14 protein-coding genes are annotated in these 18,323 nt (G+C 41.6%); 2 read left to right on the forward strand and 12 right to left on the reverse strand.

The window, feature by feature from the left end:
• Positions 1-394: 394 nt before the first annotated feature.
• From lysS to pth, 12 genes are all read right to left on the reverse strand, one after another.
• Positions 395-1,858, reverse strand: a complete 1,464-nt coding sequence (lysS, locus tag EP1_RS05775) for a lysine--tRNA ligase (RefSeq protein WP_115873557.1) — start codon at positions 1,856-1,858, stop codon at positions 395-397.
• Between the two features lie 120 nt (positions 1,859-1,978).
• Positions 1,979-2,986, reverse strand: coding sequence for a tRNA dihydrouridine synthase DusB (gene dusB, locus EP1_RS05780; RefSeq protein WP_083507503.1), 1,008 nt, complete (start codon positions 2,984-2,986; stop codon positions 1,979-1,981).
• A gap of 2 nt (positions 2,987-2,988) precedes the next feature.
• Positions 2,989-3,873: an Hsp33 family molecular chaperone HslO gene (gene hslO, locus EP1_RS05785; RefSeq protein ID WP_067624862.1), complete on the reverse strand. Its 885-nt coding sequence runs from the start codon at positions 3,871-3,873 to the stop codon at positions 2,989-2,991.
• A 206-nt stretch (positions 3,874-4,079) separates the two neighbouring features.
• Complete coding sequence (gene ftsH, locus EP1_RS05790) at positions 4,080-6,149, reverse strand: ATP-dependent zinc metalloprotease FtsH (RefSeq protein ID WP_067624865.1); 2,070 nt, start codon at positions 6,147-6,149, stop codon at positions 4,080-4,082.
• A gap of 95 nt (positions 6,150-6,244) precedes the next feature.
• Positions 6,245-6,790, reverse strand: a complete 546-nt coding sequence (hpt, locus tag EP1_RS05795; protein WP_067624868.1) for a hypoxanthine phosphoribosyltransferase — start codon at positions 6,788-6,790, stop codon at positions 6,245-6,247.
• A gap of 25 nt (positions 6,791-6,815) precedes the next feature.
• On the reverse strand, positions 6,816-8,138 hold the full coding sequence (gene tilS / locus EP1_RS05800; RefSeq protein WP_067624872.1) for a tRNA lysidine(34) synthetase TilS: 1,323 nt from the start codon (positions 8,136-8,138) through the stop codon (positions 6,816-6,818).
• An 82-nt stretch (positions 8,139-8,220) separates the two neighbouring features.
• Positions 8,221-8,673, reverse strand: a complete 453-nt coding sequence (locus EP1_RS05805; RefSeq protein ID WP_067624875.1) for a S1 domain-containing RNA-binding protein — start codon at positions 8,671-8,673, stop codon at positions 8,221-8,223.
• Between the two features lie 53 nt (positions 8,674-8,726).
• A complete protein-coding gene (locus EP1_RS05810; protein ID WP_067624878.1) occupies positions 8,727-9,161 on the reverse strand; it encodes an FtsB family cell division protein in 435 nt (144 codons plus the stop codon).
• Between the two features lie 74 nt (positions 9,162-9,235).
• Positions 9,236-9,505 carry an RNA-binding S4 domain-containing protein gene (locus EP1_RS05815; RefSeq protein ID WP_067624881.1) on the reverse strand — a complete coding sequence of 90 codons (270 nt, stop codon included), beginning with the start codon at positions 9,503-9,505 and terminating at the stop codon, positions 9,236-9,238.
• Positions 9,506-9,511: 6 nt separating this feature from the next.
• Complete coding sequence (locus EP1_RS05820; protein WP_067625146.1) at positions 9,512-11,071, reverse strand: putative polysaccharide biosynthesis protein; 1,560 nt, start codon at positions 11,069-11,071, stop codon at positions 9,512-9,514.
• Between the two features lie 39 nt (positions 11,072-11,110).
• Complete coding sequence (gene mfd, locus EP1_RS05825) at positions 11,111-14,623, reverse strand: transcription-repair coupling factor (protein ID WP_067624884.1); 3,513 nt, start codon at positions 14,621-14,623, stop codon at positions 11,111-11,113.
• Positions 14,624-14,734: 111 nt separating this feature from the next.
• Complete coding sequence (gene pth / locus EP1_RS05830) at positions 14,735-15,292, reverse strand: aminoacyl-tRNA hydrolase (protein WP_067624887.1); 558 nt, start codon at positions 15,290-15,292, stop codon at positions 14,735-14,737.
• Positions 15,293-15,647: 355 nt separating this feature from the next.
• Here pth and EP1_RS05835 point away from each other — a divergent pair, with 355 nt between their 5' ends.
• Together EP1_RS05835 and EP1_RS05840 are read left to right on the forward strand one after the other, a co-directional pair.
• Positions 15,648-16,628 (forward strand): L-lactate dehydrogenase, encoded by a 981-nt coding sequence (locus tag EP1_RS05835; protein ID WP_067624891.1) that lies wholly within the window; start codon positions 15,648-15,650, stop codon positions 16,626-16,628.
• Between the two features lie 208 nt (positions 16,629-16,836).
• The gene (locus tag EP1_RS05840) at positions 16,837-18,243 is read left to right on the forward strand and encodes a L,D-transpeptidase family protein (RefSeq protein ID WP_067624895.1); all 1,407 of its coding nucleotides are present in this window, start codon (positions 16,837-16,839) and stop codon (positions 18,241-18,243) included.
• Positions 18,244-18,323 lie beyond the last annotated feature (80 nt).

Consider the following 18,323-nt stretch of genomic DNA (forward strand, 5'->3'; position numbering starts at 1 on the left):
TTTTTTGAAACTTTTTCGAAGTTCTTATTAGAAGTTGTCGTCATCGTTTGATGCGGCTTTGATAGAATAACTGAAATTCCGTTATCTGTCAACAACATTTTTTTATTTTTTTGAGCGACACTCGCTCGCTTTGGAACATTACATAATATACCAATATATTCATATTCGGTCAATCAAAATTATCACGTTTTTTTACTTTTTTTCTATTGCTGACCATTGTTCTTCCGTTCATACAGAAATGTTCGTAAATAACATGAAAATATATTGAAAATTTCCTTTTCACAGAAAGTTCTATCGTTTTTCCTATTCATAAAGTGACATCATTTTCTAATGTTTTTTCGGTATAAATAAAAAAAGACGCTCAGCAAAGCTGAACATCTTAAAAAAATCTGTTTTAGCGCATAGTTGGGAACAATAAAACATCACGAATTGACTGAACATCTGTTAACAACATAACGAGGCGGTCAATCCCAATTCCTAACCCACCGGTTGGCGGCATACCATATTCTAATGCTTCCAAGAAATCTTCATCTACCCCATGGGCTTCATCATTTCCTTGTTCACGTTCTTTTTCTTGTGCTTCAAAACGCTCCCGTTGATCGATTGGATCATTCAACTCTGTAAACGCATTGGCAAATTCACGACCAACGATAAATAATTCAAAACGGTCCGTGAAACGTCCGTCTTCAGCATTTTTCTTCGCAAGCGGTGAAACTTCCACCGGATGCCCGTAAACAAAAGTAGGTTGTTGCAATGTTTCTTCGACAAATGTTTCAAAGAATTCATTGATAATATGACCAATTTCCATATTGTCGTTGATTTCAACATTATGTTCTTTAGCCAATGTACGAGCTTCCTCAAGTGTCATTTCAGGCCAGAAATCGACCCCAGTTTGCTCTTTGATCGCATCAACCATATGGATTCGTTTAAACTCAGAGCCTAAATCAATGCTTTGTCCGTCGTAAGAAAGGGTTGTTTCTCCCAGTACGTTTTGAGCGGCATCGCGAATGATTCCTTCAGTTAAGTTCATTACATCTAAGAAATCTTGATACGCAGTATAGACTTCCATCATAGTAAATTCTGGATTGTGGGTCGTATCAATCCCTTCATTCCGGAATACACGGCCAATTTCATAGACTTTTTCCATCCCACCGACAATTAGACGTTTCAAATGCAATTCAAGTGCGATCCGTAAGTATAAATCCATATCCAATGCATTATGGTGTGTAATAAACGGACGAGCTGTTGCACCACCGGCTTCATTATGCAACACAGGCGTTTCCACTTCGATATAACCTAACCCATCTAAATAGCGACGAATTTGGCTAATGATTTGACTACGTTTTGTAAAACGATCAAAACTTTCGCGGTTACTGATTAAGTCTAAATAGCGTTGGCGATAACGTTGTTCAACATTCGTCAAGCCATGATATTTTTCTGGCAACGGACGTAACGCTTTTGATAGTAAAGTAATTTCTTTTGCTTTAATGGATACTTCACCCGTATCGGTCTTCATAATTTCTCCGGTAACGCCAAAGAAATCCCCTAAATCGCCTTTTTTGAAAATTGCATAGGGTTCTTCGCCAACTTCATCTTTACGGACATAGATTTGAATCTGGCCTTCGCGGTCTTGTAAATGAGCAAAACCAACTTTACCCTTGCCACGCTTTGTCATCATCCGACCTGCAACACTAGCAGTCAGTTGTTTTTCTTGAAGCTCTTCTTTAGTATTTGCATCATATGTTTCGTGCAGCTCTTTTGAATTCGCTGTGCGTTCAAAACGGGCGCCGAATGGATCGATACCTTCAGCACGAAGGTTTTCCATTTTTTCGCGGCGAACACGCATTTGATCGTTCATTTCGGTTAAATTTGTTTGTTCCTCAGTCACGAATGTTCCTCCTCAGTATGTAATTACTCTTACTTATAATGCCAATGAATAAGTAAAAAATCAAGCTGAATTGCTCATTCAGCTTGAAGATTAACTAATTTTCGCTTTTGTTTCCGTCTTTTCAACCAAACCATCCAACAAATCTAAGATAACTTGTTTTTCTTCGGTTTGGTTAATTGCAACTTTGGTTTTCGCTGAACGAGGAATCCCTTTTAAATAATAGCTGGCATGCTGACGAAATTCACGACATGCAATTTTTTCGCCTTTAAGATTGATCAAGCGTTCCAAATGCAGTTTCGCAGTCTCAATCTTTTCGCGGGCACTCGGTTCTGGAATCAGCTCACCAGTTTCCAAATAGTGCTGTGTTTGATGGATCATCCAGGGATTCCCTAAAGCAGCACGACCAATCATCACAGCGTCTACACCGACTTCTTCAATCATCCGCTTGGCGTCTTCTGGTGTTCGAACATCGCCATTTCCCATAAAAGGAATCGAAAGTTGAGCCGCAACTTGCCGGAGGATCTCCCAATCGGCTTTTCCTTCATACATTTGAACTCGTGTGCGGCCGTGCATGGCGATCGCAGCAGCCCCGGCACTTTGAGCCGCTAAGGCATTTTCCACTGCAAACACATGCTGTTCGTCCCAGCCAATCCGCATCTTAACTGTTACCGGGATATCAACGGCAGCAGAAACTGCCTGAACCATCTCGTAAACCTTATCCGAATCTAACAGCCACTTCGCTCCGGCTTCGGCTTTGATGACTTTATTAACTGGACAGCCCATGTTGATATCGATAATATCCGCTTCGGTATTCTCCTGAACAAATTGAGCAGCTTCTACTAATGACTCTTTATTCCCGCCAAAAATCTGGACGCTCAATGGATGTTCTCTCTCATCAATATATAGCATTTCTAAAGTTTTTTTATTACGAAAATGAATCCCTTGATCACTGATCATTTCACAGACTACGAGTCCCGCCCCGAACTCTTTGACCGTGACTCGAAAAGCGGCATTTGTAATCCCGGCCATCGGCGCTACGACAATTCGATTCGGTACTTCCACGTTGCCAATTTTCCATGTACCATTTAACGGTTTCACACTTATTCCCCCAAAATTTCTTGTTTCAATTCATAAAGATCCGCTTCACTGTACGCATATTTATTATTACAAAAGGCGCAAACAGCTTCGGCTCCATGATCTTGATCAATCAATTCTTGGATTTGTTCGGCACCAAGTGTAATAATTGCCGCAGCAAATTTTTCTTTAGAACAGTCACATTTAAATTGAACAGGCAGTGTTTCAAGGAAAAAGACATCCTCGGTCGCCAATAAACTTTCTAAAATTTCCTCTGGTGTTTGTCCTTCATCCAGTAGGGTGGAAATACGAGTCGTTTCTTTCAACCGCGTTTCGATCTGATCGATGATCTCATCGCTGGCTCCCGGCATAATCTGAATCATAAATCCTCCGGCCGTTTTAATCGAATCATCTGTATCAACTAACACTGATACACCAACCGCTGATGGGACTTGCTCAGAAACGGCTAAATAATAAGTAAAATCCTCCCCGATTTCTCCTGAAACGATCGGTGTTTGACCAGAGAAGGGTTCCTTTAAGCCTAGATCTTTAATGACCGTGAACATGCCTTCGGTCCCGACAGCTCCTCTAACATCTATTTTTCCGGCTTCATTTAGCGGTAGGCTGATATGAGGATTCTTGATATACCCCTTCACTTCTCCTTGACCGTTGCTGTCAACGATAATTGCTCCGGCTGGGCCATTGCCTTCGACTTTCACGGTCATCTTATCAGCACCTTTTAAAGTTGCTCCTAGCATCAAAGCACCCACCATCGTCCGGCCCAAAGCCGCAGAAGCTGTATTCCATGTATCGTGACGGCGTTGCGCCTCGGCGACTGTTTCCGTCGCGTTAACAGCATACGCCCGAACAAAACCTTCATAAGCTAATGCTTTTACTAAATAATCACTCATTTGCTTTCCTCTCTAATTCCAAAATTATTCTTTTCATTTTTACTCGTGATTGCATCATACTAGGTGTTTCAACATTTTTCAATATCCTTGTATGCCCTTGATAAGAAAAGCTTAATAATCGACGATCGTTTATTCAAAAAAACAGTCACATTAAGCCTCTATCCCTAAAAATAAAACGACATGCCCGCAGACATGCCGTTTTGCTTTTATTCTAGATTATCATTTGCATCATCAGGTTCAATCTTATCATCTGATGAAACTTTTTGTTCAGGTGCTTTATCTTCAGCTTGTTTTTCAGCATCTTTTTCTTCCAAAGCACGTTTGGCTTCTTCAAAAGTCTGCGCTTGTGTTTTCTCACTTGGGTATAAGCTGTCAGAGCCAGCAGGCATTTCGCCCGTTTCAAACAATGATTTGATTGCTTTAGCATCCAATGTTTCGAATTCCAATAGTTTTTCGGCAATCAATTTATGTTGTTCACGGTGATTTTCAATGATTTCACGTGCTTTTTCATGAGCTTGCATCAAGATACTGCGAACTTCTTCGTCGATCTCAAAGGCTACTTGTTCAGAATAAGCTTTGGTTTGACCGTAGTCACGACCAACAAAGACTTGATGATTTCCTTCATATTGAACCGGACCAAGTTTATCACTCATTCCGTATTCAGTAACCATGCTACGAGCTAATCCCGTTGCTTGTTCAAAGTCATTCGAAGCCCCGGTTGTTTGGGTGTTAAAGACGATTTCTTCAGCAGTCCGACCACCTAACAACCCAACGATTTGTTCAAACATATCGTCTTTTGACATCAACATTTGATCTTCTTTTGGTAAGGCGATCATGTAGCCGCCAGCACGTCCACGAGGGATAATCGTTACTTTATGAACAACTCGTGCCCGGTTCAGCACCATTCCGATGATTGTATGACCGGCTTCATGGTAAGCAACCATTTCACGCTCGTGCTTGCTAATGACACGGTCTTTCTTAGCTGGTCCGGCAATCACCCGATCTTCTGCTTCATCAACGTCAGAAGCATCGATTTTCTTTTTGTTACGACGAGCAGCTACTAGAGCGGCTTCGTTCAAGACATTTTCTAAATCGGCACCGGCAAAGCCTGGTGTTTGTTGTGCAACGACTTTCAAATCAACATCGTCTGCCAACGGTTTGTTGCGGGCATGAACTCGAAGAATCGCTTCCCGCCCTTTAACATCAGGACGACCAACTAAAATCTGACGGTCAAAACGACCTGGACGTAGTAACGCTGGGTCTAAGACATCTGAACGGTTGGTAGCTGCGATGACGATCACACCTTCATTGCCATCAAAACCATCCATCTCAACTAGCAATTGGTTCAAGGTTTGTTCACGCTCATCGTGACCGCCTCCCATACCAGCACCACGTTGACGACCGACCGCATCGATTTCATCGATAAAGATAATCGCTGGAGCATTTTTCTTAGCTGTTTCAAATAAATCACGAACACGAGAAGCTCCGACACCGACGAACATTTCCACGAAATCTGAACCAGAAATCGAATAGAATGGTACGCCAGCTTCACCGGCAACTGCTTTTGCTAGCAAGGTTTTACCAGTTCCGGGAGGTCCCTCTAGTAAAACACCCGCTGGAATACGAGCACCTAATTCGACGAAACGACGAGGGTCTTTTAAGAATTCCACGACTTCGACTAACTCTTGCTTTTCTTCCTCAGCACCGGCTACATCAGAGAAGCGCACACGGTTGGCTTTTTTGTCGGCTTCTTTCGCTTTGGATTTACCAAAGTTCATCACTCGACCATTACCGCCACCGCCGCCGCCTTGTTGACCAATCATCATGTAGAAGAAGAAGATCATAATCAAAATTGGCAAGAAGCTTACTAATAAAGTAACCCACATGCCGCTACTTGATTCTTCTTCAATTTGGGTTTTGACACTGTTTTCTTTGGCCAAATCAGTCACTTGGCTCAAAGTTGAATCATTTGGCAAGACAATCGTTGAAAAATGGGTTGTCTTTGAATCGGTTGAACCGATAATGCTCAAGCCACCCGAATTTGCCACTTCTTGTTTTTCCTTGTATTCACCAGTAATTTTATAAACACCGCTTGCTGGTTGAATTTTAAGGTTTTTAATCTTACCTTCTTGCATTTGTTCAGTAAAGGTTGAATACTCGATATCCGGCGAAGCTGATTTGTTATCTCCAAAAAGGAAATAAACAACCATAACCATAGCCAAGATGACGAGAATATAATAGAGAGCATTTTTTACTCCCTTGTTGTTTTTATTCATCTGCGTCCTCCTCGCACTTGTTAGCTGATTAGCTTGTAAAAAAGTTTTATCAATTTTGACCTTTTAAGTATATCATACTGAGATTTTTTCGGTCACTAATTTGATTGATAAATTTTAGGCTTTAACACGCCTACGTAGGGCAAGTTACGATACGCTTCTGCGTAGTCTAAACCATAACCGACAACAAACTCATTCGGTACATCAAACCCTACATAATCTGCGTGGATATCTACCACTCGCCCTTCTGGTTTGTCTAACAATGTGACGATTTTCACTGATTTAGCTTTACGGTATTTAAATAAGTCGACTAAATAGCCCAATGTCCGGCCGCTATCAATGATATCTTCCACGATCAAGAGATCTCGCCCTTCAACGTTTGTGTCCAAATCTTTGATGATTTTTACCTCACCAGATGAAACGGTTTGATTGCCGTAGCTGGAAACATCCATAAAGTCCAATTCTAAATGCGTATCGATCTCACGAACGATATCCGCCATGAATGGTACGCCACCTTTTAAAATACCAACCACCAAAGGATTTTTATCAGTATAATCGGCTGTTAACTGCTCCCCTAATTCGACACAGCGCTTTTGAATATCTTCTCTAGTAATCAATACTTTTTCAATATCTTTTGCTAACATGTAGAAACTCCCTTCATTTCGCTACTTAGAGCGTATAGTCAAGTATGTAGTGTATTCTATCAGTTTCATCTGCAATACTCAAATAGGAATTCACAAAAGGTAAAATTGCGACGATTTCTCCGGCAGAATCTGCTACAACCCAGGCATTAGCTCGCTGATCAGCAGGAATTTTTTTGTCAATAAAATAACGACTAACTCGTTTTGTCAAGGTTTCGGTCAAACGAATTCGGTCGCCTGGCTGCCGCCGCCGGATAGTCAGTGGTAGTTTGAGCGCTCCAGGCAGAGAAACTTGGTACAGTTCAGCTTTTGTTAGCTCGCGGCTACTGCTTAGTCTGACTCTTGAGCCATCAGAAAGTAAGCACTGCTCATTCTCAGCTAACTGATAAGTCCCATCATTAATCAGCTGTTGCTTTTCTAGGTAGTAGTGTTGGTAGCGACGAACAAACTGCCAGTGAGCTCCAAGGTCAACCGTCCATTGACTATTTCCTTGCTCAATTTGGTCTAGCAGCATAAACAGTTGCTGCTGCGAAACCGCAACTTTTGTCTGCGCTTCTGCTTGTTGAAAAAAGGCTGTCAGAAAATAATAACGAGCCCCTCGCTCAGCAGGCAGGATTTCTTTTGAAAAAGACCAACGCTGATCTGCAAACTCGACATTTCTTAAGTTTTCTTTTAGCAGCTCAGCAATCAATTGATCCGCCCAGACTAATTGCTGATGAAACTGCTGTGCGTGAGTTAAGACCTGGGGATTTTCCTTTTTTAGCGCAGGAACAACACTTTGCCGGATACGATTGCGAAAATAATCTGACGAGGTATTGGTGCTGTCTTCAAAATAGTTCAACTGCTTTTCCTTCGCATAGTCATAAATCTGTTCTTTGGAAAATGGTAATAATGGCCGCAATAATCGACCGTTGCCAAACGACTGCAGTCGGGCAATGCCACTGTGTCCAGCCAATGAACCGCCCCGCGTCAGTCGCATCAAAAGTGTTTCCAGCTGGTCGTCGCTATGATGAGCTGTCAGAAGTAGGCTGTAACCTTCTTCGCGCATAATTTTTTCAAAAAATTCATAACGGATTTTTCTAGCTTCGGCTTCAATATTCTTTTGAGCCGGTTGCTCCCAAACTTTTAAATAAAAAGGTAATTGGTGCCGATCACAGTATTCTCGTAAAAAAGCTGCCTCTTCATCTGACTCCGGCCGCAGTTGATGATTGACATGCGCGATACCAATATTTTTTCCTCGCTGCTCTAATAAATCGAACAACACCATCGAATCGACCCCCGTCGAGACCGCTAATAGCAGTTTCTGATCCGTCAGCAGTTCCGGATTTGCTCGAAAAAATACTTGTTCCATCTTGATCACCTCATCTTTAATAAAGAATTCCATTTCCCAACTAAAAAAGCTGAAATCCTAAAAGAATTCCAGCTTCTCTGATTTAATTACGACGGCCGCCGCGACCACCGCGTTTTCCTTCGGTATTACGTTTGATTGATGACAAGCGATCATCGCTGTCCTTCAAAAAGGAACTCATCAATGAATCGAAGTCTTGTTTGCCGCTATTTTGGGGTTTTCCTTTAGCTGATGGTTTTGAACGATTATTATCACGATTATCACGAAATTCTCGTTTAAAAGGTTTCTTTTCTGGTTGTGGCTGATCTTGGGCTTTACGGATTGAAAGACCCACTTTGCCGTCATCACCCACAGAAGTTACTTTAACCGTCACTTCATCGCCGACAGTTAATACATCATGAATGTCTTTAACGAAACCATTAGATATTTCACTGATATGGACTAAACCCGTTTTACCTTCCCCCAAGTCGATAAAGGCACCAAAATTGGTGATCCCTGATACTTTTCCTTGCAGCTTAGCTCCTACTTCGATTGACATAAAAAAAATGTTCCTCCTAATTTTTTTCCAATTTATTTAAACTGCAGCTGACCTTATTTAGCAGTTTCGGACTTTACAACTTCGTCAGTAGACGATTTGTCTTTACTTGACGACTTTCCTGAATCTGGCAAAACAAAAATCAATTCGCCATCCTTTGAATAATAGAAGCGACTACGGGCTAGTTTAGCCACATAGTTATCATCTTTCAATAATTTTACATCTTGATTCAAGCTTGACACCTGCTCATCTACTTTAGCAGATTCTGCAACCGTGTTGACCTTGATCTCCTTTAACTCACTCAAATGACGTTGCTCATTGAAAATTTGAACTCCCATGACGATTGCGGTAAAAACTGCGACTGCTAAGAGTGCTGCTAAACGACGACGCTTAAAAATCAGTTGACGATGTTGCTTTTGAAATTTACGATACTGCTCTTTTGCGTAGGGCGTATCCAACGAAGCAATTTTCTGCGTTTCGTTTTCATTCATTCTTACTCGCTCCTTACCATGAAATTCTTCACTATTATATCAATTCAGGATATAATTGTCTATTTGAATTATCCTTAATTCCCGTTATTTTCCACCCGTGTTTCACTAATTATCCGATACATTTTAGCTGCATCTTCTTTTTTAGTAGATTCATGAAGTTCTTCTACTGCAGCCAACAAGATTTTATTCCCAAATTGGATCCGCAGTTCATCGCCAACCTTCACATCGGTTGAAGACTTTGCCAATTTGCCATTCACTTGAATCCGCCCTTTATCAGCAACTTCTTTAGCTACTGTCCGGCGCTTAATAATCCGTGAAATTTTTAAAAATTTATCTAAACGCATAAACTATCACCTTTTCCAATGTATTCTCAATAATTTACTGCCAAAAGGCAACATCAGCCATTCGCGAATTGTTAACAATCGTAGCTGAATCGCCAAAACAATGAAGGTACTGCCTCCTAATACCACGCCTAAAACAGCTGCGACCAAGGCTAGACTCCGCTTGGCGACTGTCCCAAAAACTAGATTGATACCCCCATAATAACACAATAGCATCACAACCATACCGCTAAGACAAATGATTAGTTTTCGTAAGAAATATCGTTCACGCAAATAATTGCGGGTTTCACGATCACTGGCCGTGCGCAAAATAAACAAGGTCACCAGCAGCCCCACTAAAGTGGAAAGACTCGCACCCACAGTTCCAAATTGTTTCGTTAAGCCGCCAGTAATCACTATTTTTATTAACAAACCAATCCCTGCCGCCTGTAAGGAACTCCGATATTGATTTTGACTCTGGGCAATACTTTGATAAGACTGGACCATCGCTGTCAGAAAAATCGCAAAGACAAATAATCCTAACGTAAGATTGCCTTGATAATCTTTAAACAGCGCATAATTCACATAGGGCAACAGTAAAGCGAGACCGAATGAAGCTGCCGCTGCAATGCTACACGTTAAACGCAAAAAAATCTGGCTTGTTTTAATAAACAGCTTGCGATCTCTTTTGACTAGATAGCGCGTTAATAACGGTAAAAAACTCGCGCTCAGAGCCAACGCTACGACTAACCCTAATTGAACTAGCGGTTGACCACGATCGTAGACCCCTTTCGCTAATTTCGCTCCATGTTCACTGAGCCCAAAATCCACTAAAGCTTTTTTAACCGTAAAGGAGTCAACCAATTGGAATAAAATCAGCAGGCCGCTGTAGATCGTCATCAAGCCACCTTCCAGCGCTACTCTTCTGCCTAATGCTACTGCCGTCCCCCCCAACCGAGGGATTCCACGTAAAATCTTCGTGCCAAAAACTTTCCTACGATAATACCATAAAACGAATACTGCAGCGATTCCACCAACTAATGCACCAGACATCGCCACCGTTCCAGTATGATACACAGTCCAGCCAAATTGCTTGAAAGACCAGGCCGCCACGATGATCACACCTACTCGGATCAGCTGTTCCACAACTTGCGAGACTGCCGTCGGGACCATCAGTAGCTTTCCTTGAAACTCGCCTCGCGTGATCGCTAAAAAAGGCATAATGATAAAGGTAAAAGAAACTACTTGGAGCAATGGCGCCAACTTTACATCACCCATCCAACCTGCTAACAACCGAGCTGAAAAAAAGCACAAAGCCCACAAAATCAACCCGAAGCCACTGATTAGAGGAAATAATTCTTCTAATGCTTGCCGTTGCTCCTTAAGATCCTTTTTTTCTGCCACATATTTTGAAATAAACTGGGGCAACCCCGACAATGCTAAAGTCATGGCAATGCCATAGATCGGATAAACTTGCTGATAGACATAAAAACCTTCATCCCCCGCAAAGTTTTGATAAGGAACTCGGTAGACTGCACTCAACAATTTTGCGATAAATGACGCGGCAGTCAAAACGAAAGCTCCCCGCATCATAACTTTCAGTTCTTTATTTGCCAGTGCTGCCACCGCCTATTCTTTATATTTTTGTTCCCGGAGCGCTCGAATGAATAGACTGATTTCTCGTAGCCAAATCGCTTCATCCATCGTCTTAGCAATCAATAACTTGATGACCATTTTGTCTTTTTCTACACCTAAAGTTGCCTTCATTTTAGTTGCGCTCAACGCTTCAAAAAGCTGTTCTACTTTATAAGCTTTTGTCCCAACTTTGCTTAGCGTGACAATAATCTGCTGCTGCCGTTTTTGAATACTCTCAACCAGAGCCCGATCACCATCCATCTTGATTTGCCCGATATTTAGTAAATTGGCTACTTCATCTGGATAGTCGCTAAAGCGATCCACTAAATCAGCTTCGACTTCGTCTAACATCTCCGTGCTCTCTAATTCCCGAATCCGTTTATAAATTTCAATTTTTTGCCGTTCGTCTTCAATATAGGTTCCCGGAATATAGGCATCAATTCCTAAGTTAATTTCAACCGAAGTCCGCTCAACTTGCGTATTTTTGCCTTGTTTACGATCGACTGCTTCTGTCAGCATTTGCGAATACATATCAAATCCGACGGCATCAATAAAGCCATGCTGTTGCGCCCCTAAAAGATTCCCCGCACCACGAATTGATAAATCCCGCATCGCGATTTTAAATCCTGAACCTAATTCCGTAAAGTCTTTGATCGCTTGCAAGCGTTTTTCGCTAACCTCATTCAAGATTTTTTGCGGTTCATACATAAAGTAAGCATAAGCGATTCGATTGCTCCGGCCAACACGTCCTCTGAGCTGATACAACGTTGACAGTCCCATATAATCTGCATTTTCAACAAACAGCGTATTAACATTGGGGATATCTACCCCTGTCTCAATAATCGTTGTGGTCACTAAAATATCATATTGTCCATCAACGAAATCCATCAAAGTGTTTTCTAATTGAACTTCCGTCATTTGTCCATGAGCAAAGCCAATCTTAGCATCCGGCACCAACATCTGCAGCTCTTCAACTTTACGCTCAATCGTTTCCACCCGGTTATATAGGTAAAATGCTTGCCCGCCTCGCGCAAGTTCTCGCTCGATGGCTTCGCGAATCGCACCTGGATTAGTTTCCATGACATAAGTTTGGATCGGATAGCGATTTTCTGGCGGGGTCTCGATCACTGAAAGGTCCCGTACACCTAGCATCGACATATGCAAGGTCCGTGGAATCGGCGTTGCCGTCAGCGTTAGTACATCAACTTGCGATCGAAGCTGTTTTAACCGTTCTTTATGTTTGACACCAAAACGTTGCTCTTCGTCAATGACTAATAAACCCAGATCTGCAAACTGAAGATCTTTTGATAGCAGTCGATGAGTTCCTACAACAATATCAACTTGTCCCGTTCGGATTTGTTCGATCGTTTCATTCTGCTGCTTTTTCGTTCGGAAACGGCTCAACATTGCGACATTGACCGGGAAATTTTCAAAACGCTCTGTCATTGTATCAAAATGTTGTTGAGCCAAAATGGTCGTTGGCACTAAGAAAGCGACCTGCTTATTTTCTTTGATGGCTTTAAAAGCCGCTCGCAAAGCAACTTCAGTCTTCCCAAAACCAACATCCCCGACTAGCAAACGATCCATCGGACGAGCTTTTTCCATATCGTGCTTGATTTCAGCCGTACTGCGTAGTTGGTCGTCGGTCTCGGTATAAGGGAAAGCATCCTCAAACTCTTTTTGATACTCATCGTCCGGGCCAAAAGCATAGCCTCGTTCAGCCTCCCGTTTAGCGTACAACTCAATCAAATCATCCGCGATGTCTTCAATTTTTTTCGAGACCTTGCTCTTGGTCTTTGTCCACTCACTGCCGCCCAATTTATTGATCTTCGGCGGTTTCGCCTCAGAAGAAACATACTTTTGAATTAAGTTCAGCTGCGTCACTGGAATGAATAATTTATCATCTTTTTGATACAAGATCGACATGTAATCTTGATGCACGCCGTCGATTTCAATCGTTTCCATTCCTACGTACTTACCGATCCCGTGATTAGCATGAACTACATAATCCCCAGGTTTTAATTCATTGTAGCTTTTCAAGCGTTCCGCATTAGAAATCGTCTGGCGACGGGCCCGTTTTTTTGTAACTTTTTGGAAGATTTCCCGTTCGGTTACCACTACCAATTTATCTTGGGGCAATTCAAACCCATTGGTCAACGTCCCCATTACAATTTGGGTTTGCCCGATGAGCAATTTGTCTGGCGTCGTTTGGACCGCCTTGATCTCCACATCATGAAACGCTTGAGTTAATTTCGTTTGTCGTTCCTGATCTGATACTAAAAATAGCACTGTTTGCTCTTGTTTTTGCCAACGATCAACTTCGGTTTTTAGCAACGGCATTTGACCAAAGAATTGCTGCATTGAGCGGTATTGGAAATTATGAATCGCCTCAAAGCGTAAATTTCCCATGCCTTTTTGGAACAGCGAAAAGAAACTCGTTACTAACTTCGTCTTTTTAATCAAGTCATGGGCATTCATCCCAAAATTTTGTTCGGAAAAAACCCGCAGCTCTTCAATTTTTTGCGTATGCCATTCCGCTTCTTCTCGTTCCATTTCCCGATGGGTCTCCATCATCCGCGGATAATCATCCACAAACAGTAACGCATCTTTGGCAAAATAATCTAGCAGTGAAACTTTTTCTTCATATAAAAGATCCGTGTAATATTTTGCCTGTTCTGTCGGAATACCATCTTCCCACGCAGCAATCAATTGACCAAAGTAATCATTTAAAAAATTGTAATCTTCTTTTTCTTTAGTTACCGCTAAGCGATTTTGTAAAAGTTGATGAACTTTCTGTGCTCCTTGTCTCAGATCTGCCTCCGCAAAAACCAAATCCGTTGTAGGGGTAATCCAGACCTCATTTAGATTTTCCACTGAACGCTGAGTATCCGGTTCAAAATAGCGCAACGAATCAATTTCAACATCAAACAATTCAACTCGGACAGGGTATTCAGTCGTCAAAGGATAGATATCAACAATACTCCCCCGCATGCTGAATTCACCTGGTTTCCCTACCATCGTTTGCCGCTCATAGCCCATCAAAACCAATCGTTGAGCCAAGTTCTCTAAATCAACCTCACTGCCGATTTTCCAATGCAGCTGGTTGGCCTGCCAGGTTTCCCTCGTCGGCAAATATTTTCGCAAAGCAGCAACTGGAACAACATAAATCCCATTCTCACCTTGTGACAAAGCTTGCAGCGTTGAAACCCGCTCAGCCCGGGCTTCTGGTGAGGCAAATGCCATCTCGGCTGAAAGCACTTCATCCACTGGAAATAGATGAACATTTTCGTCGATCTGCCGCAATTCCTCCGCCAACTGATTACTATAATAAAGATTCGGTACAACGATCACTGTCTGTTTTCCGCTAGCTTGATGCGTGGCGGCCATCACTAACGCCTTTGCTGAGCCGGAAAGTCCGGTCAATAATTGACGTTTTGCTTTTTTAGCTAACTCACTCTGCCACTCTTTAACTAGCGGCAGTTGGTTTATAAATCCGCTCAAATTCATTGCTTTACTCCTTTTATCTTAAAGATGGTTCCCTTTTACTTGACTGATCAACAAATCAATTCGCTCGATTCGCTTTTTATAAAACGGCTCGTGTAGCAAAATTAATGCTTTTTAGTTAAAACGATTCATCGTCTGCAAAAAATTATTTTCTGTCACGAAATCATCAACCGCTTCAGCCGCTCGGGCTACACTATCGGCGATGGTTGCCTCATCCTCTTTGCTAAACGTACTCAATACATGGTTCACCACTGTTTTTCCATTCGGCCGACCAATCCCGATTTTGATTCGATTGAATTCTTGTGTTCCGATATGAGCAATAATACTCTTTAACCCATTATGTCCACCAGCGCTACCTTTTTGGCGCAAGCGCAATTTACCCAAATCCATATCTAAATCATCGACGATCACCACTAATTCTGTCACCTCAACCCCAAAATAGGTCAGCAAAGGTCCAACTGAACGACCAGATTCATTCATAAAAGTAGTTGGCTTCACTAGTATGATCTTTTCACCGTTCACAAAATAATCTGCGACTTCCGCCTCAAAGGTATTTTTTTTGAAGACCGCATCATGCTCTGCTGCTAAGCGATCCACGACCATAAAACCAATATTGTGTTTCGTTTTTTCATATTTTTTACCTGGATTTCCCAGACCTACGATCATTTTCATATTCTTTCGCCTCATTCTTTCAATCGAGCCTGCCCTTTAGTCGCTAGCTCCTTGACATTCATTTCCATGACAAAATGCTGGATAGTCAAATGACTACCCAGTCCAAAATTTTCTTTATACAGTATAACACAAACCAGCCTGTAGTGACCGTTTTCAACGTTTTAAGTCTCTCATAAGATTCTGTTATTTTTGAAAAAAGTTATTGATACCAGCTCATTGAGCCATTAACACATGAAGCGTTTTCTTTTGAAACAGCAAAAATATCTGTATTATTAATGAGTAAAATACGTGACAAGTTTCATTAATTAGTGGTATCATTCCACTGGAAAACAAATATTAGAAGGGATTGGTACACATGACTGCAACAGCAGCTAGTAAAACCCATCAAAAAGTAATCTTAATTGGAGATGGCGCCGTAGGTTCAAGTTACGCCTTCGCATTAGTCAACCAAAATATCGCTCAAGAAATCGGTATTATCGATATCGATAGCAATCGTACACAAGGAGATGCAATTGACTTATCTCATGCATTAGCCTTTACCTCACCTAAGAAAATCTATTCCGCTTCGTATGACGACTGTCACGATGCTGACTTAGTTGTTATTACAGCAGGTGCTCCTCAAAAACCAGGAGAAACTCGCCTAGACTTAGTTGGTAAAAACTTACGTATCAACAAAAGTATCGTAGAACAAGTTGTTGCGTCTGGTTTTGATGGCATCTTCTTAGTCGCTGCCAACCCAGTTGATATTTTAACTTATTCTACTTGGAAATTCTCAGGCTTCCCTAAAGAACGCGTTATTGGTTCCGGTACTTCTTTAGATACTGCACGTTTCCGTCAAGCAATCGCTGAATTAGTTGACGTTGATGCACGTAACGTCCATGCCTACATCTTAGGCGAACACGGGGATTCAGAATTCCCAGTTTGGTCACACGCTAACGTTGCTGGCTTACAAATTTACGAATGGGTCAAAGATAACCCTGAAGTCGATGAAGAAGCTTTAGTTAACTTATTCTTCGGTGTCCGTGACGCTGCTTACGAAATCATCGAGAAAAAAGGCGCTACCTTCTATGGTATCGCAGTTGCCTTAGCTCGGATCACTCGTGCGATCTTAAATGACGAAAGTGCTGTATTCCCATTGTCTGTTTATTTAGAAGGACAATACGGACAAAATGATATTTACATCGGTGCACCAGCAGTCATCAATGCTAAAGGTATTCAAAACATCATTGAAATCCCATTAAGCGATGCTGAAAAAGATCGTATGGATGCTTCTGCTAAACAACTTAAAGAAGTTATGGAAACAGCCTTCGCAGATCTTGAAGCTGAAGGAAAATAAATTAAATTTTTGGGCCGCAAAGAATATTCAAATTCTTTGCGGTTTTTTAAATATTTGCTAACAATCTAAAACATATCATTCGTATTTTGGCTATTATATGGTATATTTGGTATCGGTATATCATTTACTATTAGTGGCCATTTTAACAGATACAGCTTCGATAATTGATGAATAACCAAATAATGAAAAGCAATAAGGAGTTATTTCGATGACCAGAAATGAAAATAGAAATTCTCGTAGCCGAACGCGAATCGGTGTGATTGTTGTTTTAGGTTTATTGGTAGTTTTAGTTAGCGGATACGCTATTCGCAGTACATATTATACACAAAGGTTCCTTCCCAATACAGTCGTTAACGGAGTGGAAATTGATAATTTAACGGTTAGCGAAGCAAATCGTAAAATTACGCGCGAACTGACAGACTCCCCTTTCCTAATTAAAATCGACGATAAGAATTGGAAAGAAATCAATCGCAAAGATCTCGGTTGGCAAAACAATTACGAACCAGGCTTAACAGCGATGCAGAAAAAGCAAAATCCCTTCAGTTGGGGTATGCAACTAGTCTCTGCTGCTGATACAAAAGATGTGGACGGCAACACATTAGATGAAAACAAATTGAACGCTGTCGGTGAAGCAGTTCGCGCAGAGTTAACGCAAACAAACACCACTCGAACAGCAACAGAAAACGCAAAAGTCACTCGAACTAGCGAAGGCTTTGAAATTACTCCTGAAAAACAGGGAAATACGATTGACGTAGATGCGGCAGTTTCAGCATTTAAAGAAGCGGCCAAAACTGGCAGTCATTCCATTGACTTTAATAATTATCTTGCTGAACCAAGCATTACAAAAAATGATGCTGATTTGAAAAAGACCATGGATAAGATGAATGCAGTGGCGAAAATCAAAGCCAATTACAGCATCAATGGTGACAACTTCCAGATTCCAACTGCAGATATCAACGATTGGTTAATCGACGATAACAGTACGATGTCACTTGATCAAGAAAAAGTAACTGCCTATGTTACAAACTTAGGCGAAAAATACAACACCAGCTCAAAAGCAACAGAGTTCAATAGTACTCGTAGAGGAAAAGTTGAAGTCCCTTCCGGCACTTATAGTTGGACAATCAACACCCCTGCAGAAGTTGAAGCTTTGACCAAACAGATCTTAGAAGGGAAAGACTTCACCCGCTCACCCATTGTTACGGGAGCGACAACGGCGGACAAGCCTCTAGTAGATAAAACCTATATTGAAGTCGATCTCCAAAATCAACATATGTGGTATTATAAAGACGGTAAAGTCGCTTTAGAAACCGACATCGTTAGCGGAAAGCCAAGTTCGGCCACACCACCCGGCGTCAATTATGTTTGGTCAAAAGAAACCAACAAAACTTTAAAAGGAAAGAATGATGATGGCTCAGATTATGCCAGTCCCGTAAAATTCTGGATGCCGATTGATTGGACCGGTGTCGGACTTCACGATTCTGATTGGCAGCCGGCATACGGCGGTGAATTATGGAAGACTCGTGGTTCCCACGGTTGCGTGAATACGCCACCAGATGTGATGGAAAAACTTTTCAATATGGTTGAAGTAGGAACACCTGTCTTAGTCTTTTAAATACACAAAAAACCAGCGAAGATTCGCTGGTTTTTTTATATGCTATTTGGCGCTCGGCTTAAACACGCCTTGAATTCATA

This window comes from Enterococcus pseudoavium NBRC 100491 (genome assembly GCF_001544295.1).
Lineage (GTDB): Bacteria > Bacillota > Bacilli > Lactobacillales > Enterococcaceae > Enterococcus_A > Enterococcus_A pseudoavium.

Coding starts and splice junctions, on each gene's coding strand:
- lysS (WP_115873557.1), bottom strand. CDS start 1,858: ATGAACGATCAAATGCGTGTTCGCCGCGAAAAAATGGAAAACCTTCGT.
- hslO (WP_067624862.1), bottom strand. CDS start 3,873: ATGAGTGATTATTTAGTAAAAGCATTAGCTTATGAAGGTTTTGTTCGG.
- ftsH (WP_067624865.1), bottom strand. CDS start 6,149: ATGAATAAAAACAACAAGGGAGTAAAAAATGCTCTCTATTATATTCTC.
- hpt (WP_067624868.1), bottom strand. CDS start 6,790: ATGTTAGCAAAAGATATTGAAAAAGTATTGATTACTAGAGAAGATATT.
- tilS (WP_067624872.1), bottom strand. CDS start 8,138: ATGGAACAAGTATTTTTTCGAGCAAATCCGGAACTGCTGACGGATCAG.
- EP1_RS05805 (WP_067624875.1), bottom strand. CDS start 8,673: ATGTCAATCGAAGTAGGAGCTAAGCTGCAAGGAAAAGTATCAGGGATC.
- EP1_RS05810 (WP_067624878.1), bottom strand. CDS start 9,161: ATGAATGAAAACGAAACGCAGAAAATTGCTTCGTTGGATACGCCCTAC.
- EP1_RS05815 (WP_067624881.1), bottom strand. CDS start 9,505: ATGCGTTTAGATAAATTTTTAAAAATTTCACGGATTATTAAGCGCCGG.
- EP1_RS05820 (WP_067625146.1), bottom strand. CDS start 11,071: ATGCGGGGAGCTTTCGTTTTGACTGCCGCGTCATTTATCGCAAAATTG.
- mfd (WP_067624884.1), bottom strand. CDS start 14,623: ATGAATTTGAGCGGATTTATAAACCAACTGCCGCTAGTTAAAGAGTGG.
- pth (WP_067624887.1), bottom strand. CDS start 15,292: ATGAAAATGATCGTAGGTCTGGGAAATCCAGGTAAAAAATATGAAAAA.
- EP1_RS05835 (WP_067624891.1), top strand. CDS start 15,648: ATGACTGCAACAGCAGCTAGTAAAACCCATCAAAAAGTAATCTTAATT.
- EP1_RS05840 (WP_067624895.1), top strand. CDS start 16,837: ATGACCAGAAATGAAAATAGAAATTCTCGTAGCCGAACGCGAATCGGT.